Raw genomic sequence first — 24,813 nt, 5'->3', positions numbered from 1 at the left:
CCTCCTGTTCACTTCAAGCTCTGACCGGCCATGCCCTCCATCTCCTCCTGGGAGAAGGCAAGCAGCAGCAGCCGCTCGCCTCGCGGCAGCAGCCAAAAATCTCCGGGACGAAGGTGATGCCGGACCCACAGATGGTACAGCATCGATGTCATTCCCCCGGAGCCGATCAGTTTTTTAGGTCAGCAATCTCGACCCCGAAGCCGGAAAGCTCCAGCACCTTATCGCCTACGGCATCCAGTTCACCCGCCAGCAGCATGCGGCGGACCGCCTGCTCTCCGCCCGACAGCTTCAAGCGGCTGGTAATCCGGGAATCACCCCAGCCGCTAAGCGTCAGACCCTTTACGGACAAGCTGCTGGTGGCCTCGGAGATCAGCAATGCATTAAAAGTCTCCGTATCCACCTTCTCGTCCACCGCGCCTTTGATCGTCCGGCGGACTGTGCAGCGCTCGCGGATGCTGTCCACTTTACTAGAGGTCAAGCCTTGCAGTACCATCTGCATATCCAGCCGCTTAATGCGTACGGTTTCCTCCGGCAGCTTCTCCGCCGCCTCAAACAGACCATCCAAAATTTGCTCTTCGCTCATGTTCTCGTTTAAACTCATGCGTCTATCTCCTTTATGAATCAAGTAATCAAATCGGTGCCCTCAATGGGGCTGCTACGCGAGCCAATGTCTGTTCCGATGAAGGATTGAAGGGTACAGTAGTGTACAGTGTAACAATCCCCTACCTTCAAACGCATGAGGAAATGGGCAGAACGAATCCGTACATGCAGCCACTCCCTCTATGCTTAACTTCAGCTGTCATAACCAACATAGCATTCATCAAAATCATCCAGCGGCTAGCCACCGGCTCCCATCGTTTGGACCCTACTCTTAAAGCGGACCCAGCAGACGCTATTTCGAATAAATGGGTTGTTTTTAGAAACTGAACGGACCCACGATCCGCTATTTGCGCGAAAACACAATAAAAGTGCCAATAATAGACCCAATAGCGCATCTCATGTCCGCTAAATCTAAAATTATGGCAATATCCCAAGACATAACGGAACCAGAGTCCGCTACTCAAAAGACACAAATAGAAGTACACCCGTAAAAGGGACACGCTGCTCTCTGAGGAGCCATTGGCGTCCTAAAACGAACAGCCCCCGACTTTACATCCTGCACACATCAAGTCTGTCCCTCTTAATCCCCCTGAATCGGATCCAGCAGCTCATACCCCTCGAAGGTGAAGGAAGTTTCTTCCTGCACTTCCTCACCCGCTGTCCAGTTGGCCAGCTGGATTTTGTCCGGCATGCAGCGGATCAGGCGAACGCGCTCATGACCGTAGGATTCGGGATCATCCAGCTTGGAGATGATATCGAATTTGGTGAAGCCGCGGGAGATCATATCGGAGGTGACCTTGTAGCCGGTCATCGTGCCCGTTCCTTTTTTGCTGCCGTTCTTGTGCACCGTCCAGTCGTTGCCGACCAGCTTCAGCTCGCGCTTCTCCAATTCCACGCTGGCTTCCAGCTTGTTAATATGCGTCTGCCATACCCCGTCAATATACGCCTGGCCGTATGTCCCCATAATGACTCTTGAAGCATCCAACATGTTAAGTTCCTCCTCGAATGGTTAGGTTTTAATCAAACAAAGCCCTCTTCGGGCAGTTCGTGGTATCTTAAATACGCTGATCGGGCGTCCTATTTATTGCACGTAGAATGTTCCAAACAGCTGCTCCATCACGTCGGTCAGCTTCACGTTCCACTGCAGGAAGACCTGATCGGGTTCCGGCGTGTTCACGGCGGAATCGCCATAATAGGACGGATCGAGAATGACGTCATAGCCATCAGGCTCAATGACATTGCTGAGCGACAACGAAGCGAGATATTCCTTCACGGCGCCAATCAATGCGAGTCGGCCTTCCTCCGTGTTGTTTACCTTGCCGATGTAGGTTTGTTCGGCAGCCAGCTGCAAATCCGCATGGATCGCATCCATGACGCGGATCGAACGGATTTTTTTCCAGGCATTGTTTTGACCTTCTGCCGGACTCACCAGTGTGTTGATTCCGCGCAGCGCCTTTACCTGGCGTCCGTCATAGAAGAGCACGAACACACCGCTGCGTACGGCCAGCTCCTGCTCGGAGCGTGTCCAGCGCCGGGTCACATCCTCAAAAGGCGTTACCGCGTATGTAGCGGATTGATTCAAGCGTTGGCCGGCAATGAGCCCGGCTACATAAGCAGCGGTTTGGGCGGAACTGTAGTTCACGCCGGACAGACGCACGCCCGTACCGACATTGATAATCCCTTCGTGGTTCAATGCAAGCGAACGGTCTGCCGCCAGTTTTGCTGCATCCTTGGAGGTGTCGTCCGCAGCGCTCCCTCCGAACACCGCCAGCACGCCGCGTCCCTCTTGGCGGAGGCGCTTCACCCAAGCGGCAAAGCTTTGCAGCAGAGCCATATCGGCCGCATAATCCAGTGCCAGCACGTTGAACTCCTGACCTTCGACCGCATCCTGCATCTCGATGTAATCCGCGTTGGTCAGGCTGCCGTTGCCGCTCTTGCCTCCGGACAGCATGGCACCGCTCACATCGGCGGGAATACCGGCAGCATCCAGCGCTGCAGCCGTTACCCAGAGATTCGCGTCATCCGCATTGATCTGAGCCGCAATCGAAGCGGCTGAACCGTCTTCACTTGTGTAAGAACCCAGCAGCTTGGCGCCTTCATAGAGGCGAAGTTCCCGGGCTGCCGGATCAATCAGCGACGGCTGAACGCTGACCGAGAAGCCGTTGCCCCGGCTGCCCGGGTATTTAGCCGTGAGCTTCAGCACATCGGATGGCGTGGCCTCCGCATTTTGAAGCGTAACAGTTGCCGCGGCTGCTGTGTTATCTGCCAGGCGATAAGCCAGCAGCTTCTTCGGACCGCCGAGCAAGGCCAGGTAAAGCGTCTCGTAGGCCGTTGCCCCGTCCTGGTTATCCACAGAATACAGGTCGGCAATCGCAGACTCGCTTCCGATTTCTACGAATTCGCGCACCGGTCCCCAATTGGCCTTGACCGGCACAACGACCGTACCTCGGGCTCCGCCCTGGATCGCCGAAGCGGCCGCCGCCTTGAAATTCATATACAACCCCGGCAATACCGGTTTATTTGTACTTTCCCATGTTCCACCCGCCATGATTAGACCACCTTCGCTTTCATAAATTGTTGGATTTTTTCTTTGACCTCGGCTACCGTGAACAACGCTCCGTCAATTCCATACATGGCGCCTGCGAGCACTTCCGTCCGAACCTCGAACAATTCCTTGGCGTGTGCTTTAAGCTCTGCAAGTGCATATCGCGGAGCGCTGCTGCTCTGGGCTTCCGCCTTGTTTGTTTTTTTCACAGCCATTGTGGCCACCTCACTTTAAAATAGGTTGAATGTTAACGCGCCTGATCAAGGCTGCTTCTTCCGGTGAACGCAGCTTCCGCTGCGCCAGGGTCAGCTTCAGCTGTCCGTCGAGAATGGGATCGGCTTGCATATCGCTCGCAATCTCAACCACCGATGCATAGCGGCGATTCTGTGAATCCAGCAGCAGCTGAACCTGGGTGCCCAGCTCCTCCACAAGCCTTACAGCGGTGAGCTGCTCGCTTCCGGAATCCAGAGCGGCGATGTGCCCGGTGAAGGTTTTGCGGACCTCAACCATCGAAGCACCCGCCATTCGGGTCTCACAACCCGTCATCCGCCATAACATGGCGCAATCGTCCCGCCCTGCCGGCCATGCCGTGTGGTAGATGCTCCAGGAATTGCCCAGCACATCTCCCGTCCAGGCTGCCAGCGCACTCAGCCATTCGTCAGGCTGTCCGGTGAAACCGGCTCCTGAAAGCTCCGGCACATAGACACCGAATCGCATGATTCGGATCATTTTGCCTGTGGATGGATCGAACTTGTCGGCTTCCGGCACACCCAAATAATGCAGCTTGAAGCTGTTCCCGTCTGCTCCGGTAACCCGCTTGCGGTGAAGTCCCGGAATTAATTGATTCGCCCAGCGATCCAGCTGCAGCAATTCGGAAGGATTCGCATACAGCTTCAAGCGAACCACCTGCCGGTACCCCGCCCATGAGGATTTCCATACGTCCTCACCGAGCGTGATGGCCGCAAAAAGAGGCTCAACGGCCCCATCCGGCGGGTATACATCATACACGCGGCCTTCAAGCTCCGGAATGATGCCTACAACGGCCTGCCTGACCGCCCCTCTCATTCCGCAGATTGCCGGACGGCTTCCGCTCGTTCATCGGACAGGCAGCTTGTCACTACGATCACATTGTGCAACACGGCCCCTCCTTTCTGTTCATATAGGGATCGAAAATGAAGCAATCGAAACTCATCCGAAAGCAAAAAACCGGTCCTCTACAAGGCCGGCCTACATCTACACGATGCGTGTTCGGTATGCTCTTTTGCTTCATTCCCGATAATACAATCTTACACCCCTAAATCGGATACGCTGACGTATCGTTGGACGGTTAAAGCGGAACTTAAAGTGGATTGTCGGCGGAAAAAAGCAAGAACACTTGTTCGTATTTATTGTATAATCCACAACCTCCTTTGAGTTCTAACATCATGGTAAACTGCACACATCTTGAAACAAAAAAACCGAAGCGCCTCTTAGAGGTGCTCCGGTTATCGTTTGCTTGGATCCATTAGCTGAGCGTGTATCAGCTCAAACTTCCATGTGCTTTTCTAGCTGGGCATGTACCAGCTTTAAACTTCCATATGCTGTTCTAGCTGGACATGTACCAGCTCAGCTCCGTGTGCTTTTCATGGCTTTTTCCAACTCGTTCAGTTTCAGCAATCCCCTGTCCGCCAAGGCCAAGGCCAGTTTATAGAACGCCCGGGTGCGGATCTTCGTATACGTATCCTTGCTGACCGGCGGTTCGAGGATATGGTTGTACACCTTGTAATCAAATACGTCGTCATGCTTCATATACCGTTCCCGGATCAGGAGCTGTTCCCGCTCGCCAAGCCGTTCCACAATCGATTCGATGGTCTCGCAATACTGCTTCCTCGCCGCTGGAACATCTACATTATATATAGCGACCTTCGCCGTTTGATCCGAGGTTACGTTGGTTGGCCCATGGAACCGTTCCATGTAGGAAGCGGTGACGCTTACCTCTCTTACTTCGAATGTAATGGTTTTATAGATACGATATTTCTCGAATATCGCCTCAACGGCATGCTGGGTTTTTCTGCGATCTAATTCCGGTAAAAATGGATTCATTTTAAAACACTCCCTTTTGAATGTCATTTTCAAAGTTTAATTTGCCATTTGGCAGAAGGTGGTCTCATTCTTACGTTCGTATATTGTTCGTATTTTTTCATTAATATACCACTATTTGGAGAGAGACGTAAACCATCAAAAGGGTGAACTTTTCACGAAAATAGGGATCATAACTCTCGTTTTCTTGCCTTTTGGCAATAATCCTCTCTTTTATTTTACCTGTTGGCAAAGATTGTGAATGTGTTTATACTAGGGGTAGATGTCTCAGATGGACTATGGTGAGGAGTGGCCGGAACGTGGATCACATATTTGGAACATACTTGAAAGAGATCAGGGAGGACAAAGGCTGGAGCATCAATCAGCTGGCACACGCCGCTGACATCAGCGGATCACAGATCTCCCGTATCGAGAACGGGCTGCGGGGCATACCCAAGCCGCAAACCTTGCGCAAGATTGCCGATGCGCTTGAAATCCCCTACGAAGAGCTAATGAATAAAGCAGGCTATCTGCCGACGGATGCCGCACATCAAGATGAAATATCGGCTCCCGCTTGGGCAACCTCCAGGGACAAACGGGATTTTAAGAAAATGCTTGAGGATGACGGCGAGCTGATGTTTGATGGCGTCCCTCTGAATGAAGAGGACAAGCAGCGCATCAAGGACGTGCTGACCGGACTGTTCTGGGAAGCCAAACAGATGAACAAACGCAAGAAATAATCTACTAAATCTACATAATAAGGAGCTATATACCGATTACTACGATTCAACCAATACCAATATTGCAGGTGAACCGGCATGGATGATCAATTACAACCCGTAATCCGCCAGCTGATCAAAAAACATCATACCAACTGCCCTTTTGAAATTGCGGCTTCGCTGGGCATACATATTCGATTTGCAGATTTAGGCCAGACGACCAAAGGGCTGTATTTCCGTAAATTAAGACGGAGATTCATCGTCATTCATAATCAGCTGCCACCACCTTGGCAGCGCTTTGTGTGCGCCCATGAGCTGGGACATGATCGTCTCCATAAGGGAATCAGCCGTTTTTTTCTGGAGGAGCATTCCTATTTCAGCCCCGGCAAACTGGAGCGGCAGGCCAACCGTTTTGCCATCGCCCTGTTGACGGCCAATCTGGCCCCGGGACCGGGAGAATCCTTGCACGAATTCTATCTACGGGCTGGCATCCCACAGGAAATGCTATATTTTTTTAGACTTTAATCGAACATACGTTCTGAATATGTATATCCATATGCCAAAGCTCTAAACAAACTTGAAATCAGACCTAAAAAGTGACGCGAATGATTTCATTTGCACCGCTGGTTGTGTTCATACTTTCCTTACATAAAAAGAAATAGACCGTCCTTTGGTCAGGATAGCGGTCTATTTCTGATCGGATTTCCCATAGCAAGGCCGCCCTTATAGCGGTACCTTGTATCCCGGGATCGTGTTAGCGCACGGTCCCTCTTACATTCTATACACATTAGAACGGAGATGATGCACGAATGCCACGCATCGCCTGAAATACGCGGCTGTCCCTTACTTATCCAGGTGGGACATATAGTCAAACGCCGTTGTGCCGTACACATTCTTGAAATGCCGGTTCAGATGGGCAAGGTCTGTGAAGCCACACTGGGTAACAGCCTGATAGACATCCCTGCTGTCCTCGATCAGATGTTTGGCGCGCTCCACTTTGCAGTTCAGATAGTACTGATAAGGCGAGAGCCCCGTATTCGCTTTAAAGGAACGGATGAACTGATACTTCGACATCCCGAACTCCCCGCTTAATTCGTCCAGCCTTAGAACATGGTCCAGGTGACCCTGCATCAATTCTTTTGCCTTCCGGGTAAAGATGGTGTCCCTCCTGCCGTCCGGGTTCAGAATATGCTCGTTAAAATGTCCCGCCAAACCCAGCAGCAGCTCGCTGCTCATTGCCTCCGGTTGACCGGTGAAAATCGACTTTGTCACGTCCAGGATGCTTTGCCGAAGTCCGGCATGATACACAACCGGGGACTGAAAACGGACAATATCCTTCTTCTCGATCAATTCCAGGAACAGCTCAGGATGAATGTAGATCATGACATAGTCGATACCCGTCCGTTCCTGCGACCAGCCATCATGATTCTGCTCCGGATGGAACAGCATCACCCCGCTTTGGTAGGAAGCCTGCTGACTGCCATCCAGCGAGTATTTCTGAATGCCGCGCAGGGTTACGCCAAGGGCATACTCCTCGTGGTAATGTTTTTTGTATTTAAAATCAGTCAGGCTCGCGGACAGCGCCGTAATGCCTACCGCTTTTTTATAGATAAACTGCTCCATCTTTCCATCACCCCTTTATGAGCTCCGGTATGCCAGATACGACGATTGCCGAATACAGCAGAAACAAAGCCAGAATCGTGTTGGTCGTTCTCCGATATTTTTGCATAATTCCTTGAAAAAGGCTACCGCACACCGCCCAGGTCATGTACGCAGACAGCCCGATTAGTGATACCGCAACAACAAACGCAGAGATGACAGGGCCTGCCGTATAATATGGCATGACATAACTCGGAATAACCGTGAGGGTGAACAGCACCACCTTCGGATTGAGAAACTGCATAAGAAAACCGGATGTGAAGGATGTCGTTTGGTTACCGGACGACTTGGATACATCCATGGTATACACTTGATACGCAAGATACAGCATAAACAGGCAGCCCGCAATTCGCAGCACCGGCAGAATGAAAGGCATGCTGGACGTCAGCAATTGACCTAACACAACCGAAGCGACAATTAATAGGAAAAAGGCAATCGATGCTCCGGCAATGTAGCGCAGCGTCTTTTTCATGCCAGAATTTTGAACAGAGGCCAAGATGACGATATTCGCTGGCCCCGGCGAGAACGCCACAATGACACAGTAAATAAAAAACGACGAAAGGTTCATGATGATAGCTCCTTACAAAGGAATTTCCTTTGCCATTATAGAGCCGGTTGCGCTGCGGGGCATAGTACATTATTGCAGCAGAACAAGAGCCGCACCAAGCACTTGGCACAGCTCTTCTCTAAGAATCCTATATGGTTGACGCACTTAGTTGCCGGACTGATGAATCCTTGGCTGTTCCTGCGCATGCGCGCTGCCTGACAAATTCAGCAGCACTACACCCGCAATTATAAGCAGGATGGAGAAGACCTTCAATCCATTGATCTGCTCCGCAAAAAACATATATCCGATAAGCGTAATAATAAGAATGCCAAGACCTGACCAAATCGCATATGCCACCGAGATTTCAATCTGCTTCAGACTCAGCGTCAGAAAGCTCAGGCTGCAGATGTAGAATACAACCAGCAGAACGCTGGGCAGCGGTTTGCTGAACCCTTCCGACAGTTTCATATTCAGGGTACCCGCCACCTCAAACACAATCGCCAAACCTAAATACAACCAATGCATAATCTTACGACCCCTCCCGTTTATCCGCGGCGATGCCAAACAGTAATATGTCCATGATGGACTCCAGCAGTTCTCCCAGCGGCAATTGATGCTTAACCGTCGCTCTCGAGTCATAAATCTGATGAAGCGACCCGAGGTACAGATCAATGAACACCGGCAGATGGATTCTCTTTAGACTTCCTTCCGCCATCCCCTGCTCCATCAGCTCGCTGACAATACCCCATTCTTCTCTGAAAAAGGTGTCCAGCTTCTCCCATTGCGGATAATGCGACCGTTTCAAATCCGGCAGCATCCCCAAATCCATCTTCTCCATCTCCTGAGGCAGACAGATCAGAATTTGGCGAAGCTTCTCCGGAATGGTAAGCTCCTCATCCGCTGCAATGTCACGTTCCTGTTCCTGGATATGCCGGATCATTCCATCAATGATATGTTCAACAATCTCTTCCTTGGAAGAGAAATGCTCATAAATCGTCCGTTTGCTGATGGCAAGTTCTCGGGCCAGGTCACTAACGGTGAAGGTGAAGCCCTGCCGCTGAATCAATCGCATCGTTTCATTCAATATTCGCTCACGCAAGTGAATACTCCCCCGCTTCTGGTACTTCAAATACTATATCAGTACCAACAGTATTATAACGCCAAACTCGGCATTAAATCCAGACATCCTTACAAAAATATGAAGAATGGCCTGTTCCACACTCAGGTATAGCCTTGAAATCTCACCAAAAAAAGATATCCCAAAAGGTCCATAAAGACCCTTCAGGATATCCCCGGCTTAGTTGCTGCAAAATGAATTCTTCTTAATCAAAGCGCACATCGCCAATCCCGAACCACGGAAAATACCCGGCTGCCACATAAGCGCAGCAGGCTGCGGCCGCCAGCAAGCCGATCACCAGCAGATCATACCGCGAATAACGTGACGGATAATAATACGTCCGGGCCTTCACCTGGTCCCCGTTAAACTGCTTCGCCTCCATTGCCGCAGCCACCCGGTGTGCCCGGCGGATGCTCTGCGCCAGCAGCGGCACCACGTACATCCCCGCACGGTTGACCATGTCACGCACGCCCCGAATCGGGCGAACTCCCCTTACTTTCAAGGCTTGACGGCGAATCACAAACTCCTCCCACACCATGGGCAGAAGCCGTATCGAAGCCATGAAGCTGTACGCATACTTGGGCGCAAGCCGCAGCTTCTGCATCAGGCTGTAGAATAAATCCACGGAGGACGTTGTCGTTACAAGGAGCAGTCCCTCCGAGGCAAAAGCAATCCCCTTAAACCCCAGATGCAGTCCCCGGTAGAAGCTTTCTTCCGATACCCGGAACAACCCCCACTCCCACCAGAGAGTCTCCCCTTTGCCGAACAGCATCATGGAAGAGGACGAAGATATAAAGGCAAGCAGAAACGGAATGAAGAAGAGCAGCATCTTCCACGGTTTAACCCCACTCAGCACCACCAGACAGACCATAAATACCAGTGCCTGATACATCATGAAATCAAGATCATGGGTCAGCACCGTCATGAAAAAGAGGGCAAAAATAAGGCCGAGCTTCACCACCGGATTGGCCCGGTGCAGCCAAGTGATCCGTACAGGGTTCCATATATTCATGAATTCACCCCCGTGAGGTGAGCTGCACTTGCGGAGGAGGGATCGTAGGATTCTCCGGCCCGGTTCAATCCATCATCCTCCTGCCGGGATTCCGCACCGGTACACAATCGGGGTGAAGCCATGCTCGAGGTCAGCTGACCTTCCCGAATTTCCCATATATGCGTGGCGACCCGCTGCGCAATCTCCATCTCATGGGTCACCATGAGAATGGCGGTTCCCGCACGGCGCAGACGCTCGCACATCTCCAGAATCGCAAACGTATTCCGCGCGTCCTGACCGAAGGTCGGCTCATCCAGGAGCAGAACTTCCGGCTGTCTGGCCATCGCAGTGGCAACGCTTAAACGCCGCTTCTGACCGGTTGACAGCTGATAGGGATGCCTGTTCTCCATTCCGCTTAGTCCGAAGCGTTCGAGACAGCGATCGGCTTGGGCCTTCGCTTCCTCCGCAGGCATGTTATCCACCAGCAAGGAGTAAACAACCTCGTCGCCAATACGCTCCGTCAGAAACTGAAGCTCCGGATTCTGAAACACGAATCCGATTTGACGGAGCTGCTGCTCTCTCTTCTTCCGCACCTTTCTCGCCTTGCCTTGCACAACCTCTTCCCCGCAGAGCACGTAGGTCCCTTGCGCGCGCAGCAGTCCCATCAGACTGAGAAGAAACGAGCTTTTCCCCGCTCCGTTCGGCCCTACCACCGCAATAAATTCTGCCCGATAAACTTCTGCCGAAGGGAGAGAAATCACAGGTTTATCCCATCTCAGTCCCTTGAAATCCTCTAAACGGATCACAGGCTCCCCATCTAAAGGGTAAGGCAGGGCAGCCTCGTGCAGGAGATTCCCCAGATCTTCGCCATAGGCATCAACCGGAGCAAACAATTCCCGGCCGGCCCGGGTCTGAGCATAATCTTCCCACACGCCGGGATACCAGATTCCATAGGATTTAAGCTCGCACTCATACTTAGCAAATACTGCCGCCGGCGGTCCATCGCCCAGAATAACGCCATCCGGACTGAACAGAACGACACGATCCACGTATTTCGCCATCTCTTCGATCCGGTGCTCGACGATGATCAGTGTACGTCCTTCCGATACGGATTTCACCGCATCCCAGATCTGCTCCCGTCCTTCCGGGTCAAGCAGTGCGGACGGCTCGTCAAGGAACAGCACCTCCGGCTCCAGCAGCAGGGCGGAAGCCAGCGCCAGCCTCTGCTTCATCCCTTGCGACAGATGGCCGATCGGCAGATGAAGCTCCTCCAAATTCAGCCCCACCTCATGCAGCGCCGCTTGCATCCGTTCCTTCATCTCGTCTCGGGGAATACTCAGATTCTCCAGTACAAAGGCCAGCTCCTCATCCACATACGGCATGCAAAACTGCGTATCCGGGTCTTGAAATACGTATCCCCAGGAGCGCGGGACAATCTGTGCCTCACACTTCATTGGCACTTCCGTAGCGCGGGGAATCATTCCGCTAAGCACCTGGAGCAGCGTGGATTTGCCGCATCCGCTCGGACCAAGCAGCAGCACCTTTTCCCCACGGGCTGCCGAGAACGAGAGATCTTTGAACATCAGCCTCTCTTCCCCGGGATACTTCAAGCGCAGTCCCTCCACCTGCACAGCCTGCTCCTGTTGAACCTCAGCGGACTGAGCCGGAAATAGGCTTACCGTGGCATTAGACATGGCGCGCATCATCCAGCGCTTCGTAATCCTTCTTCGACGCGGGACGCAGCAGAGACGTTACGCCTGTGCGATCCAGCGCCTTGGCCAAGAGCAGCATTAACAGACCTGCAATAACTGCACCGCTGATTACCCGCATACCGTATTTGGCAAGGAACATCCATGTCTGCAGATCATCCGTATAGCTGTAATAAAAGTCCATCATCATCGAACCGATGGCCGCTCCGGCCCCGGCAATCACCAAGGTCCACGCTGAGGTACTCCGATAGCGGAACGCCGCGAATACCAACTCTGCCCCCAGTCCTTGAATCAAGCCATATAACAATAGAGTCAATCCCCAGCCGCTGCCAAACAGCACCTCCACGTGGGCAGCAGCCACTTCCGCGATGATGGCCACGCCCGGCTTGCGAATTAACAAATAAGCCAGCGTAGCTGCCGCAAACCACATGCCGTAGAGCAGCTCATCCGCTTCAAAAAACAACGGTTTAAAAAGATTATAGACCGACCCCCAGAAGTGATAAATCACGCCAAACACAAGCGATACCAGCACCGTCACCAAAATATCGCTTAACCGCAGCCCTCTTCTGGGCTGAACCCCCAACTTCTCTTGCATTGATGTTCCCATAACAACCTGTACCCCTCTCCACCGCTATTTTTGTGTAAACACAACAAAAAACCGTCTGGAAAAACGCGCAGACGGAAAAATAGGCCCTATGTAGGTAGGGTCGGATATTCTCTACGCTGGCATTACCCAGTTCAGATTAACGGTCAACAGCGGATAATAGCTGCAATCTCAGCCTGATTCACTCAAGCCCCCGTATTCCCTATTCGGTTTTATGTTAATTTTAAAATACAGGTCCGCTCCAGAATTTGCAAGAACCTTTTTTCAAATATGGCTATTTATTGATTTCCATCTCATTCTATGTCAATATCAGAGTGATTGGCTTTTCCACCATCGCTATATTGCTTACACCTATGCACAAAGGAGAATGACATGGCTAAACAATTGCTGCGTCTGATGACTGAGCTCTCCTCCCGAAAATGGTTGTCCCGAATGATGGGGCATTGTTCCCACAGCCGGCTGAGCCGTCATCTAATACCTGCATTTATACGAATCTATCAAATTCCGGCTCATGAAGCGGAGAAAGAGATCCACGAATACCGCTCATTGAACGAGTTCTTTTCCCGCCGGTTAAAAATAGGCCTGCGTGCCATCGATGACACCGTCGATGCCATGGTAAGCCCTGTCGATGCCACTATTTCAGCAATGTGCGCCATTCATGCCGGCACCATTCTGAGTGTCAAGGGACAGGATTACACCCTGAGCGAGCTGCTCGCGAAATCCCCGAGAATGGAAAACTATATAAACGGTTATGCATTCGTATTGTATTTAAGCCCAACAGATTATCACCGCATCCATTCACCCGTAACCGGTGTTCAGGCGGAAAGCGAGCATCTGAAGGGGAAGGTTTACCCCGTGAATGACTTTGCGATGACCCATATCCGAACTGTGCTGAGCCGCAATGAGCGTCTCATTACCTACATTGCCCATGAATTCGGAGAAGTTGCCGTCGTGAAGGTGGGCGCAATGAACGTGAGCAGCATCCGTTACGCCGATGAGAGCGTTAAGAAATGGCAGATCGGCGATGAACTCGCGTATTTTGAATTCGGCTCTACCGTTGTGCTTTTGACGGAGAACGGCACGTTTAGCCCTCGCGGCGACCTGGAGCCCGGCTCCAAAGTGAAAATGGGAGAATTACTCGGTTTGCTGCACCCCTCCACGGCCAAAAAAGGGTAATTCCTGCCGCCCCAGCGCACATGACAAGTTAAGGCATTCGATCATTAGCAGCATGAATGATTAACGTCTGCCCAGCATCCGATAAATCATCTGCTGAAACCACCGGTCCGGCAGCAATCCCTTAATCCATGCGGTTATACGCGTGCCTTGGGGCAGCTTATATCGGAATCTCGGTTTGGACATGGAGGCAATCCTTGCCACGAGCTTCGCCACCTCCAACGGATTTCCGCTTCCCCTGGCTGTCCGCTCGGAATAGTCCAGCACACCCTTCAGCATGTCGCTGTAGGGTGACCCTTCCTTCACCTCTAACTCACCAAAGCTCTTATTCCAGATCGGTGTGCCATAAGCACCTGGCTGAACCAGCACAACGTGCATGCCGAAGGGCATAAGCTCCAGCGACAGGCTCTCCCCGAATCCTTCAATCGCAAATTTGGAGGAAGCATAAGGTCCATAACCCGGGAAGCCGACCACGCCGCTGATGCTGCTCATGAGAATAATCTTGGAATTCTCGGTCCGGCGCATCAGCGGCAGCATGTGCTGTGTCACAGATACCGTTCCGAAGAAATTCGTCTCCATCTGTCTTCTCCACCCACTCAGCGGCACTTCCTCCACCATTCCGCCTACCGCTTCACCAGCATTGTTCACCAGCACATCCAATCGACCAAACCGCTGCTCCAAATGCAGGGCAACCGCCCGTACCTGCTCTTCATCGCATATATCCAATCGAACCCGATGAATTCGCTCTGCAACACCCGCCTGCTCCGCGCGGGTCATCAGCTCTTGAGCCGCCTCCGGTCTGCGAAGCCCTGCAACCACATCATATCCCGCTTGCGCCAGCTCCAGGCTGATAAGCAGCCCAAAGCCGCTGGAGGCCCCCGTCACCAATGCCACTTTTCCTGTCCCTGCAATCACCAACGGTTCACCACATATTCCGTACTTGCCACCAACAACGTCACTCCCATCACCTTTCTATTCCTTCAGAATACCTTACCAACAAACTTACTCCCTTTGGCCTCAGCCGAACAAACTTTATGTATATGCTTAATATGCCAAATTTCCGTTGTATGAATAGGTCTGGCACCCGAAGGTACACATAAGAAAAAAATACCTATCGCGTACTCTAAATATACGAGAAAAAGGGAGCCGGTTAGCTCCCTTTGCGGTTCATCCTGAGAAAAGCATATATGAAATCGGGATTCAACATCACCCGTATGAAGGCCAAGGCTCATTAAAACCACACATCCTGATGATCCTGATTCGTTGTCTTCATGCGGCGCAAGCGATTTCTGAATATACCGCAGCCACCGCGGCTGAAGAAACGACCGCGCACCCGTCTTCTTGGGCTCATTCCCCTCTCCCCCCTTCATAAAATTAAACTGTACGTCACATTTACCCTAAAGCGCTTACTATGAAACCCATAAGCCCCTTCCATCAAGCAGGTAAGTTATGGAAGGGTGGGGGAATCACCGAATTTCGGATGGGCTCTTGCCCGTATACTGTTTAAATTGACGGCTGAAGAAGAAAATGTCCCGATAGCCCAGCGCGTCGGCTACTTCCGTGACATTCATCCCTTGATGCAGCAGCAGATGCTGTGCCCGCTCGATCCGCATCTGAATGATGTAGGATTGCACCGGCGTACCGATCAGTTCCTTGAACTTGATCGAGAAGTAGCGGGGGGACAAACCCGCTCTCGCCGCCAAATCCTCTACCCGATGGGGAACCCCCGGATGCTGACGGACGTAATTCGCGATTTCATGGATCGCCTCTGACAGCTGATTGCTCGCTTTTTTGACAACGGGCTCATCCAGGTCCACACGCAGCAGATGAATCATCAGCTGCTTGAGAATCAGCTGACCCTCCTCCAATGCCCCGTAAGGCTTGTCCAGATACAATCGCACGTATCGTGCCAGCAAGTATTCAAAATCCATCGTTTCCGTCAGCTGGCGATACGGCGCAGGGATGTCTTGGACCGGATCGGTCACGTCAAAATGGATATATGTCAATACGAGCGGCTTCTGCGGATTATGCGTTGCACTCGTATGATCTCCAGGTCGGAACAGGAAGCAGCTTCCTTTTCCCACGGTAAAAGGCTCGTCATTCACCTCGACTGTGCCTTCCCCGCTCCATACATAGAACAAATCATAGTTCTGCATGGGTCTTTCGCGTTTCTGCCATTTCCAGCCCGGCTCACAGACGATTTTGGCAAGCGCAGGCATGATTATAAAAGAAGACGGCGATGCATTCAGCATCACGTCATTACCCCCTCATCTCATTTCTTGAAAATTATCTCTTTTCCATCATACCCGGTTTTTAAGTTTTTTGCATGTCCAGCCATGCCAAGGCTATTCGTCTAACCCCTTCCTCAATCATAGAAGCATCTAAATGCGAGAAGCCAAAGCAGGCGGCAGGCGGCCCAGGCGTGAGGTGATAGACCGCAGCATCCCGAAACATAACCCCTCGATTACGGGCTGCATCCCGCAGCGCCGCATACTCTTCCCCCGATCGCAGCCAGTTCGCGTACACGTGCAGACCTGCATCACCGGAGTGCAGGCAGAACAGATCGGAGGCATAAGCATCCATCGCTTGGTGAAGCGCCTCGTACCGCGCACCGTACAGCCTCGTCATCCTTCTTAGATGCCGTCCATAGCCACCTCTTACAATAAAACGCGCAAGCGCACGCTGCTCCAGTACGGCAGGCGAGATCGGCTCGTACAGAGCCTTGGCCTGCACGACCGCCTCTACCAGGCTTGGGGGCAGTACAGCATAACCGATGCGAAGCCCGGTAAACATCGTTTTGGAGAAGGAACCGACAAAGATGACACGTCCCTCGTCATCCAGCATTTTCAAGGGCTCGATAGGCTTGCCGCCCCAGCGGAATTCACTGTCATAATCATCCTCAATGATAAAGGCTTGACGGCTTCTCGCCCAATTGAGCAAAGCCCTTCTCCGCTCCAGCGGCAGCACAGCACCTGTCGGGTACTGACGGCTGGGGCTTACGACCAGCAGCCCGGCATCCCAATCACGCGGAATCAGTCCGGCCTCGTCAACCGGGGAGGGCAGCGGGATTCCGCCGCTAAGGCTTACACCCCGGTGGATTCCCTGATATCCCGGATCTTCCATGACCACATGATCACCAGGATCCACAAGCAGTTGAAATAACAGAACAAGCCCCTGCATCGATCCACTGAAGATGACAATATGCTCGGGATCGACCTGGATCCCTCTTGTAAAGCGCAAGTGCCCGGCAATCGCCTGACGCAATTCCGTATCTCCCTCGGGCGGCGCTCCGCTCTGGAGCTGCGTTCCTCCGCTTCCGCCCGCGTAGGACAGGGCACTCCTCCATTCCGAATACGGAAAATCTTGAATGGGCATCCTTGCATTCGCGAATGAGATCGTACCTAGGGGAGGCTCTTGAATCGACATGAGAGCAGAGGCATATTCCCCGCTCTTCTCCATTAATCGCTGACCCCAAGCCGAGAGAACGGGTGCGCGATCTGCCGCCGGCGGCTGGTCTATCATAGCAATCCCCTTAGCCACATAGGTTCCACTGCCCGGTCTGGATACAACATACCCTTCTGCCATGAGCATGTCATAACTTTGTGCGGCTGATCCTCTGGACACCCCGTACAGCTTCGCCAGCTCCCGGGTTGCAGGAAGACGGGTTCCTTCCGGCAGCTTGCCGCTGTGTATCGCAGTACGAATGGCGTGATATAAAGCCAAATATTTATATCGATATTGTTCCACATACGTTTCGAAAGGCAATCCCAGCTCCATGTTACCTACTCCTCTAACCTTCGTAAGATTGGACTATATAAATTACTCTAAATTGGCGCTTTTTCCTTGTCAATGTTCATCGTATGCTGTTATTCAAAATGATAGAGGGAGAGTTTAATCATGAGAAGAGACGAATTTGCGATGGAAGACCCACATGAGGTCGAGGATTTCCTGAATGGCATGAGTTTTGGTTTCCTTGGAACGACGGATGAGGCGGGAATCCCTCGCGTCACCCCCTTGAACTTCGCCTATGTCAACGGTGCATTTTATTTCCACGGCAGCCGAATGGGTGAGAAAATGGAGCATCTGCGCCGAACGCCAGCGGTCTGTTTTACCGTTGCCGACGAATATGCCCTCATCCCTTCTTATTTCTCCGATCCGGAGATGGCATGCCCGGCCACGGCTTTTTTCAAAAGTGTAACGGCTGTCGGAGAGGTGATCCTCGTCGATGATCTGGAGGAGAAAGCACTTGCGATGGAGGCTTTAATGCAAAAGCTGCAGCCTGAGGGCGGGTACCGCACCATCGATGCAAGCGACCGGGCTTATATTCCCAGACTAAAAGGGGTAGCCGTCATTAAACTTGCTCCGCAGCGAATGAGTGCCAAATTCAAGTTCGGTCAGAACCTGAAGCCGGAACGGCTGAACTCGGTCGTAGAGGAGCTTGAGTGCCGGGGAAAACACCGGGATGAGGAGACCGCGGAACTTATGTGCAAGTATCATCCTGTACCGCGTTAAAGCATTACATTTATCCGTGACGGTTCCAGGGGTAGGTGGTATAATGTTAGGCAATGAAAACGTAAAGGTAACACGTCATCTGCTCTCACGTTAACCAAAAGCAATCGGAAGGAAGGAATCAGTTCATGAACCCATTGGTTGGTCAATTGAATGAAAAAATGCAAGCTGGCAATCCGCATGTATACGACATGCTCTCCACACTCGGCAAAGAAATTTACTTCCCGAAGGAAGGCATCCTGAGCCAATCTGCGGAAGCAACGAGTCATGCGAAAAAATATAACGCGACGATCGGTATTGCCACCGAAGGTGGAATCCCGATGCATCTTGGCGTCATCCAAGACAAACTTTCGGCTTACCAGCCGAAGGATCTGTACCCGTATGCCCCGCCGGCAGGCAAGCCGGAGCTGCGCTCCGTATGGCGAAGCAAAATGATTCAGGAGAATCCCTCCCTGGAAGGGAAGAACTTCAGCAATCCGATTGTGACCAATGCCCTGACGCACGGACTTAGCATTGTAGCGGATCTGTTTGTGGATGAAGGGGATGCCGTTATTTATCCGGACAAGAATTGGGAGAACTACGAGCTCACATTTGGCATTCGCCGCCATGGCGTTCATGTAACCTATCCTCTCTTCACTGAAGATATGAAATTCAACGCCGAAGGACTTCGGCAGGCTCTGCTGAGCCAGAAGGATAAAGGCAAAGCTGTCGTTCTGCTCAACTTCCCGAACAACCCGACAGGGTATACGCCTGGCGCCCAAGAAGGGGCTGCCATTGTTTCCGCGATCCAGGAAGCTGCCGAAGCCGGCATTAACGTTGTTGTTGTTACGGATGACGCGTATTTCGGATTGTTCTTTGAGGATTCGCTGAAGGAATCACTCTTCGGCCGTCTGGCTGGCCTTCATCCTCGGGTGCTCCCCGTTAAAGTGGACGGTGCAACCAAGGAAGAATTTGTGTGGGGATTCCGCGTGGGCTTCATAACGTTCGCGGCTGACGATAAAGACGTACTGGACGCACTGGAACAGAAGACCCTCGGCATTATCCGCGCGACGATTTCCAGCGCCTCGCATCCTTCGCAAACCTTTGTTCTGGAAGCGCTGAAGGCACCTGAATTCCACGAGCAGAAGGAAGAGAAATTTGTCATTATGAAGGGCCGCGCCAACAAAGTGAAATCCATTCTCGACAGCGGTAAGTATGGTGACGTATGGGAGTATTATCCATTCAATTCCGGCTATTTCATGTGCCTCAAGCTGAACACGGTATCCGCGGAAGCGCTGCGCTCCCATCTGATCCATGAGTACGGCGTGGGAACGATCGCCCTCGGAGAGCATGATCTCCGAATTGCGTTCTCCTGTATCGATGAAGAGTACTTGGAGGATCTGTTTGATCTGGTTTACAGAGGGATTCAGGACCTGCAGCAGGCTTAAATTAAACGTTTGGAGATCACATGGCCAATCCATCATACCTAATAAAGACCGGGATTCCTCCCGGTCTTTATTTGTCCTTCAGCCATAAGAAGAATGCATCAACATACCATGACCAAGAAGACATCCCTCGGCTGAAGGAAACGTTTTTCATGGAATTATCGCATTTATTCAGCTTCGCAGAGAACTTATAATTTCTATATTCGTAAATAAGCGCTCGCCCATACACATAGCTCCTTTGCTACATACAATACCGTGTACTACAAATCAACGAACCGAAAGGGGAATGAACATGAGTGGAGTAGTAGAAGAAGCAAGATGTGGCGGATACGGCGGTGGATACGGAGTCGGAGCAATTCTGGTTCTCTTTATCCTGCTCGTTATCATCACTCGCTCTTTCTGGGTGTAATGACATCTAGATAACAGCGTACAGAAATCGCAAGTCTTCACGCGAGAAAGCACTGCGATTTCTGCAGCAATAACTTATACTATATCCTCACCCATAGAAGGCCGAGACGTCAACGTCTCGGCCTCTTCTATGTCTATTCGTCTCTATTCGTCATCTTCGTCCTCGCGGCGATTTTTTCGTGCAGCTGCGCTTCGGAACAGGAATACCAACACGATGCCTGCAGCTGCCGTACCGAGGATCCGGCCTGGAGCGCTGAAGATACTCGGAATGAGCGGAAGCCACAGGAGCACAGCCCAGAACATTTGCACCTGGAAAATCAGCTTCCCTTCATTGTCGCGGCGCGTTCCCTCCGGAAGCGGGTATACATGCAGCCAGAACGATTCAGGATGAAGTTTTCGCAGTGCGGACAGCTGGAGTCCGATAATCATAAGGCTAATCAGATACACCAGCACAGATGACAGACTATCGCGGGTTATCCATACAAGAAAAGCCGCAAGCAATCCGACCCGAATCAATATGCCCAGAATATCGCTGCGTGAGAGGCTCTTGATAAGAAGAAAGCGATATGCGCTCTCCTTCTTCCAAGCAAGCCCCTTCCCCCACCCGGACAGCCATTTTCGCGCATGCACGCGCTGTCCACGCTGAGGCACATTCACAAACCAGCTCAGGACCATCATCACCCGGCTTGCCTGCCTCTGCTCCACCGCAATTAATCGCTCCCAGGCTACCAGATGCCTCGCAGGTACGGACAAGGCGGCAGCATAGGTTAGAGCGAGCAGCCCCATAAATATGAACGCCCGGCCTGCTGGATGCCATAGCCAGGCAGCTGCGGCTAGCGCGGGAACGATCCAGCGAAGCACCCGATAGGCGGCTGCAGCATTCCTAGAAACCATAAGCTGCTCTTTCCAGCTTCCATAACTGGACAGCAATTTAAAGGCAATCAGGACCGCAAATGTAACCAAAAGCGGTTTGGGCGAAATATCGCTGCGTATGTACAATGGCCACAGGATTAGCATGACTAAGCCTAAGCCGATGATTTTATAAATGACTCCGCTGAACCAGCCCTTCCGGAAGTATTCCTTCATCCGAGATTCCTGTGGAATGAGGAACACCGTATCCGCAGTACGAAGATACGTGCGGATGCTGCTGTTTATCATGATGGGCACAAGTATGACCAGCATGATCCAGCGTATCGGAAGATCTGGCGGAACTTGCTGCAGAAGGGCGGTATACCAGGCTGCGAATGCGATAAGCAGGAAGAGAAATACCACTGCCACGCCGCTCTGTATGACATAACCCAGATAGGGAAGAATCTCGCCCCAGAACTGTCCGCGTCGTTTGACATACAGCTCACGCAGATTCATTCGTTGTTACCATCCTGAATCAACACGTTAAACAGCTCTTCCAGGGACATTCCCGGTCTTCCGGTTTGATCCTGGATTTCCTTCAGCGTCCCCTGAGCAATAATGCTGCCGCGGTGCAGCACGATGAACCGGTCGCAATAATTCTCGATCGTGGAGAGAATGTGCGAGCTGAGCAATACGGAAGCGCCGGATGCCTTCAACTCCAGCATAAAATCAAGCAGGGATCGTATCCCTAGCGGATCAAGACCCAGAAAGGGCTCGTCAATGATATACAAGGACGGTCTGGCCACGAACGCGCACATAATCATCACTTTTTGACGCATGCCTTTGGATAAATGGGTGGACAAGCTGTCCATTTTCTCTTCCATGCGGAACATCTTCGACAGCTGCTCCGATCGCGCCTCATAATCTTCGCGGGATACGCCGTAAGAACGCGCGGTAAATTCCAAATGCTCGCGCACGGTCATTTCCTCATACAGAAGCGGGGATTCGGGAACAAACGCCAATGCGCTGTGATAGGCCTCTGAATGCTCCGCCCGGCGTTTGCCCTGAACCTCTATATTTCCCTTTTGGGGATTCATCAGTCCCAGAATATGCTTCATCGTGGTACTCTTGCCCGCACCGTTCAGACCAATCAACCCTACCATCTCGCCTGGTTCAACCTGAAAGGTTACATCATGCAGAACCGGGCGGTTGATGCTATACCCGCCACTTAATCCTTGAACAGACAATACCGGCTGTTCACTCATTATCAATCACCTCTTATTCTAAAGAGTCCGGTCCCTACTGGCTTACTCTTCCTCGGTTGAAAACCGTCCGGACCCCGTAAACAACAAATTCGAATAGGATACACACTTTAAGCTGATGGAAAATGCGAACCGTTAGCCCCGTGGAGGCTTATTCTTCAGCCATTTCGGAGCACCCTTGTTCTTGCGGTCGCGCTCCCGCTCGCTTTGCCGTTCACCGGATGCCTTTCCGCTTCCCGCTTTTCCTTGCACACTTATGGAAGCCGGCTTGCCCGCTGGCTTATCTTTACGGGCGGTTCCCCCTGCTGGCCCACGGGCGCCGCTTCTCCGGTCCGGAGGCGCTGAACGCGGTGTTCTTACCTTGCCGCCATAGAGTGCGCGCTCTTCAATCGAAATGCCAAGCTCACGATTGAACTTGCGCATAATGAACGTCTGACGGTCCGTGACAAGCGTAATCGCCATGCCGCTTCGCCCCATACGCCCTGTACGACCGGCACGGTGGGTATAATGCTCCGCATCGATGGGCGGATCGTAGTTGATCACCATCCCGAGCCCTTCAATATCAAGCCCCCTGGCCGCAACGTCACTAGCTACAAGAAGTTTGGTTCGCCCTTCTCTAAACGCATTCAGCACGCGGCTTCTTGTCATCTTGTCCGCATCTCCGTATATAGCAGCTGCATTTAATCCCAGATAGTTCAGCTTCGCCTCGACTTCTGCCAAATCCTCGGTGGCATTCACGAAAACAATAGCCCGATCGGGGTTGTAATGCCGAACCACTCTGCGCAGCATGTCCAACTTGTCACGCTCTTCCGTCACAAAATAATAATGCTCCAGCGCAGACGGTGTCCGCTGCTCCGGATCGATCCCGATCTCAACCGGCTGGTCCATCTCCTTCTTGACAAGCTCCGCTGTCTCCGGACTCACCGTGGCGGATAAGAATACCAATTGGCGGTCTCGAAGCGCACTGCGCAGAATGCGGTCAACATCGCCGGCACCGCCGAGATTGAACACCTGATCCACCTCGTCAACCACAATAGTGGTCACTTGGTGCATCTTGAGTTTCCGGATTTCGATCAGCTCTCGTACTCGCCCCGGTGTCCCGACAATCAGCTGCGGATGCGACTTCAACTTCTCGATTTGGCGCTTGGCCGCGGCCCCGCCGATTAATCCGAGCACACCGATTCCACGGGTCTCCCCGTAACGCTCACTCTCTCTGACAATCTGAACAGCAAGTTCCTGTGTCGGAGCAAGGATTAGCTTCTGTGCTCCCTTAATCTCCGGATCGATGCTCTGAAGCACGGGCAGCAGATATGCCAGTGTCTTTCCTGTGCCTGTCTGGGAAGTCGCAAGCACATCCCTGCCTTCCAATATGGGCGGGATAGCTTCAGCCTGAACGGGAGAAGGCGTAACGATGCCGAACTCCGCAAGTCTGGAGGACAAATCCTCTGTTATTCCTAATGTATGAAATGTAGTCGAAGTCATATGTTAGTCCATCCTTTTTTTAGATATCAGAAGTCTATATATTCCAAAGCGCGTCTGCCTGATATCGCTAGAAAAACTTCCGTTAATTTCCGTTTTGTTGCTTTACAAGTGGTGCAGCAGGCGTATTTCTTCACAAGCCTTGTTCGCTCTTTATCATTATATGCCAAAACAGGAGTCCTCACCAAATAGAACATGAGGAATACCTGCGAATATCCCATTATTTATGGATAACTCAAGATTTGTCTTATTCTTATAGACAGCTAAGGCAGTAAGGAGAGAAATGATTTAGCTGCAGCGGACAGCGGAATTCCACGAAGCGTCGCAATGCCGATGCTCCGCTGAGGAATCGGCGGATGAAGGGGAACCTCTACCAACTGGCCCGTTCGAAATTCTTCAGAAGCATAATCACGAATAATAAAGGCAAGTCCGAAGCCGCTCCGTGCAAACTGCACAAGCAGCTCAATGCTGCCAAGCTCAAACTCGGGCTTCAATGTCACACCTTGCTGCGCCGCATACTGGTCGATATATCTTCTCGTGCTCCCTCCTCCCTCCAGCATGAGCAGCGGGAAGTCCTGAATACCGGGAAGGGGTAAAGGGTTATGGATATTAGCCCGCTCCGCAAACGGCTTGCCGGCAACCAGACAATCCTGAATCGGTGAGCTGGCCCGAAAGTCGATTTGTTTGTCGGAGGCCGGTAAATGAACGATGCCGAAATCAATCTTCCCTTCTTTTAGAAGGACTAAGGTTTCCGGTGTTGTGCGATTGGTAATGCGGATGCGGATATCCGGATAAGCAGCATGGAAATGTTCCAAATGCGGCAGCAAGTAATACTTGCACAAGGTATCACTGGCACCGATATTGATTTCGCCGCTGTGCAAATTATGCATGTCCCCAATTGCCTTCTCGCCGATTTCAATGAAACTGAATGCCTGCTCGATGTAGCGGAATAACACAGCCCCCTCCGATGTAAGCTTCACTCCCTTGGTCGTTCGAAAGAATAACGGTCCTCCGAGCGTTCCTTCCAAATGCTTAATCGTATGGCTGACAGCCGGCTGGGTGATATGCAGATGCTCCGCTGCCTTGGATAAACTGCCGAGCCGGGATGTCCAGTAAAAGACGCGGTACCACTCCATATTGATTTCCATAATGATAACCTC

General features: G+C 51.9%; 27 protein-coding genes and 1 riboswitch. Of the genes, 6 read left to right on the top strand and 21 right to left on the bottom strand.

Annotation, left to right across the window (positions count from 1 at the left end):
* Positions 1-8: 8 nt before the first annotated feature.
* The 7 genes from M2277_RS20225 to M2277_RS20195 form a co-directional block, all read right to left on the bottom strand.
* Positions 9-143 carry a hypothetical protein gene (locus tag M2277_RS20225; protein ID WP_006212543.1) on the bottom strand — a complete coding sequence of 45 codons (135 nt, stop codon included), beginning with the start codon at positions 141-143 and terminating at the stop codon, positions 9-11.
* 23 nt (positions 144-166) lie between these two features.
* On the bottom strand, positions 167-601 hold the full coding sequence (locus M2277_RS20220; protein ID WP_006212544.1) for a phage tail assembly chaperone: 435 nt from the start codon (positions 599-601) through the stop codon (positions 167-169).
* A gap of 579 nt (positions 602-1,180) precedes the next feature.
* A complete protein-coding gene (locus M2277_RS20215; protein ID WP_006212545.1) occupies positions 1,181-1,588 on the bottom strand; it encodes a phage tail tube protein in 408 nt (135 codons plus the stop codon).
* Positions 1,589-1,681: 93 nt separating this feature from the next.
* The gene (locus M2277_RS20210) at positions 1,682-3,148 is read right to left on the bottom strand and encodes a phage tail sheath family protein (protein WP_280755430.1); all 1,467 of its coding nucleotides are present in this window, start codon (positions 3,146-3,148) and stop codon (positions 1,682-1,684) included.
* A gap of 2 nt (positions 3,149-3,150) precedes the next feature.
* Complete coding sequence (locus M2277_RS20205; protein ID WP_006212548.1) at positions 3,151-3,360, bottom strand: YqzN/YkzM domain-containing protein; 210 nt, start codon at positions 3,358-3,360, stop codon at positions 3,151-3,153.
* Between the two features lie 10 nt (positions 3,361-3,370).
* Complete coding sequence (locus tag M2277_RS20200; RefSeq protein WP_006212549.1) at positions 3,371-4,210, bottom strand: hypothetical protein; 840 nt, start codon at positions 4,208-4,210, stop codon at positions 3,371-3,373.
* Positions 4,211-4,750: 540 nt separating this feature from the next.
* On the bottom strand, positions 4,751-5,227 hold the full coding sequence (locus tag M2277_RS20195; protein ID WP_148246506.1) for an ArpU family phage packaging/lysis transcriptional regulator: 477 nt from the start codon (positions 5,225-5,227) through the stop codon (positions 4,751-4,753).
* 296 nt (positions 5,228-5,523) lie between these two features.
* On the opposite strand from M2277_RS20195, the gene M2277_RS20190 reads away from it, so the two are divergent.
* Together M2277_RS20190 and M2277_RS20185 are read left to right on the top strand one after the other, a co-directional pair.
* Positions 5,524-5,943: a helix-turn-helix domain-containing protein gene (locus M2277_RS20190; RefSeq protein ID WP_006212551.1), complete on the top strand. Its 420-nt coding sequence runs from the start codon at positions 5,524-5,526 to the stop codon at positions 5,941-5,943.
* 78 nt (positions 5,944-6,021) lie between these two features.
* Positions 6,022-6,447: an ImmA/IrrE family metallo-endopeptidase gene (locus M2277_RS20185; RefSeq protein ID WP_006212552.1), complete on the top strand. Its 426-nt coding sequence runs from the start codon at positions 6,022-6,024 to the stop codon at positions 6,445-6,447.
* Positions 6,448-6,765: 318 nt separating this feature from the next.
* On the opposite strand, the gene M2277_RS20180 is transcribed toward M2277_RS20185, so the two are convergent.
* The 7 genes from M2277_RS20180 to M2277_RS20150 form a co-directional block, all read right to left on the bottom strand.
* The gene (locus tag M2277_RS20180) at positions 6,766-7,545 is read right to left on the bottom strand and encodes an AraC family transcriptional regulator (protein WP_006212553.1); all 780 of its coding nucleotides are present in this window, start codon (positions 7,543-7,545) and stop codon (positions 6,766-6,768) included.
* Between the two features lie 7 nt (positions 7,546-7,552).
* Positions 7,553-8,149, bottom strand: a complete 597-nt coding sequence (locus tag M2277_RS20175; protein WP_036644642.1) for a LysE family translocator — start codon at positions 8,147-8,149, stop codon at positions 7,553-7,555.
* Positions 8,150-8,293: 144 nt separating this feature from the next.
* Positions 8,294-8,653 carry a DMT family transporter gene (locus M2277_RS20170; protein WP_006212555.1) on the bottom strand — a complete coding sequence of 120 codons (360 nt, stop codon included), beginning with the start codon at positions 8,651-8,653 and terminating at the stop codon, positions 8,294-8,296.
* Between the two features lie 4 nt (positions 8,654-8,657).
* Positions 8,658-9,227, bottom strand: coding sequence for a TetR/AcrR family transcriptional regulator (locus tag M2277_RS20165; protein ID WP_036644645.1), 570 nt, complete (start codon positions 9,225-9,227; stop codon positions 8,658-8,660).
* Positions 9,228-9,450: 223 nt separating this feature from the next.
* A complete protein-coding gene (locus tag M2277_RS20160) occupies positions 9,451-10,257 on the bottom strand; it encodes an energy-coupling factor transporter transmembrane component T family protein (RefSeq protein WP_006212557.1) in 807 nt (268 codons plus the stop codon).
* Positions 10,254-11,930, bottom strand: coding sequence for an ABC transporter ATP-binding protein (locus M2277_RS20155; protein WP_280755429.1), 1,677 nt, complete (start codon positions 11,928-11,930; stop codon positions 10,254-10,256). The genes M2277_RS20160 and M2277_RS20155 overlap by 4 nt, the downstream gene beginning before the upstream one ends.
* The gene (locus tag M2277_RS20150; RefSeq protein ID WP_036644649.1) at positions 11,923-12,552 is read right to left on the bottom strand and encodes an ECF transporter S component; all 630 of its coding nucleotides are present in this window, start codon (positions 12,550-12,552) and stop codon (positions 11,923-11,925) included. Before M2277_RS20150 ends, M2277_RS20155 begins: the two co-directional genes overlap by 8 nt.
* A gap of 91 nt (positions 12,553-12,643) precedes the next feature.
* A riboswitch (TPP riboswitch) is annotated at positions 12,644-12,756 on the bottom strand.
* A gap of 165 nt (positions 12,757-12,921) precedes the next feature.
* Here M2277_RS20150 and asd point away from each other — a divergent pair.
* A complete protein-coding gene (asd, locus tag M2277_RS20145; RefSeq protein WP_006212559.1) occupies positions 12,922-13,725 on the top strand; it encodes an archaetidylserine decarboxylase in 804 nt (267 codons plus the stop codon).
* Positions 13,726-13,785: 60 nt separating this feature from the next.
* On the opposite strand, the gene M2277_RS20140 is transcribed toward asd, so the two are convergent.
* The 3 genes from M2277_RS20140 to pdxR all read right to left on the bottom strand — a co-directional run bounded on the left by M2277_RS20140 (position 13,786) and on the right by pdxR (position 17,499).
* On the bottom strand, positions 13,786-14,637 hold the full coding sequence (locus M2277_RS20140; RefSeq protein ID WP_280755428.1) for an SDR family oxidoreductase: 852 nt from the start codon (positions 14,635-14,637) through the stop codon (positions 13,786-13,788).
* A gap of 551 nt (positions 14,638-15,188) precedes the next feature.
* Positions 15,189-15,974 carry a helix-turn-helix domain-containing protein gene (locus M2277_RS20135; RefSeq protein ID WP_006212562.1) on the bottom strand — a complete coding sequence of 262 codons (786 nt, stop codon included), beginning with the start codon at positions 15,972-15,974 and terminating at the stop codon, positions 15,189-15,191.
* A gap of 61 nt (positions 15,975-16,035) precedes the next feature.
* Positions 16,036-17,499 (bottom strand): MocR-like pyridoxine biosynthesis transcription factor PdxR, encoded by a 1,464-nt coding sequence (gene pdxR / locus M2277_RS20130; RefSeq protein WP_006212563.1) that lies wholly within the window; start codon positions 17,497-17,499, stop codon positions 16,036-16,038.
* Positions 17,500-17,619: 120 nt separating this feature from the next.
* On the opposite strand from pdxR, the gene M2277_RS20125 reads away from it, so the two are divergent.
* The 3 genes from M2277_RS20125 (at position 17,620) to M2277_RS20115 (ending at position 20,064) form a co-directional block, all read left to right on the top strand.
* Entirely contained in the window at positions 17,620-18,234 is a 615-nt protein-coding gene (locus tag M2277_RS20125; RefSeq protein ID WP_280755427.1) for a pyridoxamine 5'-phosphate oxidase family protein, read from the top strand.
* Between the two features lie 125 nt (positions 18,235-18,359).
* Complete coding sequence (locus tag M2277_RS20120) at positions 18,360-19,658, top strand: aminotransferase class I/II-fold pyridoxal phosphate-dependent enzyme (RefSeq protein ID WP_036644661.1); 1,299 nt, start codon at positions 18,360-18,362, stop codon at positions 19,656-19,658.
* A 289-nt stretch (positions 19,659-19,947) separates the two neighbouring features.
* Positions 19,948-20,064, top strand: coding sequence for a sporulation protein YjcZ (locus M2277_RS20115; RefSeq protein ID WP_081742878.1), 117 nt, complete (start codon positions 19,948-19,950; stop codon positions 20,062-20,064).
* Positions 20,065-20,207: 143 nt separating this feature from the next.
* On the opposite strand, the gene M2277_RS20110 is transcribed toward M2277_RS20115, so the two are convergent.
* The 4 genes from M2277_RS20110 to M2277_RS20095 form a co-directional block, all read right to left on the bottom strand.
* Positions 20,208-21,428, bottom strand: coding sequence for an ABC transporter permease (locus M2277_RS20110; RefSeq protein WP_036644662.1), 1,221 nt, complete (start codon positions 21,426-21,428; stop codon positions 20,208-20,210).
* Positions 21,425-22,177: an ABC transporter ATP-binding protein gene (locus M2277_RS20105; protein ID WP_036644665.1), complete on the bottom strand. Its 753-nt coding sequence runs from the start codon at positions 22,175-22,177 to the stop codon at positions 21,425-21,427. The genes M2277_RS20110 and M2277_RS20105 overlap by 4 nt, the downstream gene beginning before the upstream one ends.
* A 132-nt stretch (positions 22,178-22,309) precedes the next feature.
* Positions 22,310-23,656 carry a DEAD/DEAH box helicase gene (locus tag M2277_RS20100; protein ID WP_280755426.1) on the bottom strand — a complete coding sequence of 449 codons (1,347 nt, stop codon included), beginning with the start codon at positions 23,654-23,656 and terminating at the stop codon, positions 22,310-22,312.
* Between the two features lie 260 nt (positions 23,657-23,916).
* A complete protein-coding gene (locus tag M2277_RS20095) occupies positions 23,917-24,801 on the bottom strand; it encodes a LysR family transcriptional regulator (RefSeq protein ID WP_076151635.1) in 885 nt (294 codons plus the stop codon).
* Positions 24,802-24,813: the final 12 nt, after the last annotated feature.

The organism is Paenibacillus sp. LBL (assembly GCF_029893715.1).
Classification (GTDB): Bacteria; Bacillota; Bacilli; order Paenibacillales; family Paenibacillaceae; genus Paenibacillus_AQ; species Paenibacillus_AQ glucanolyticus.
This window is presented reverse-complemented; position numbering and strand designations above follow the sequence as displayed.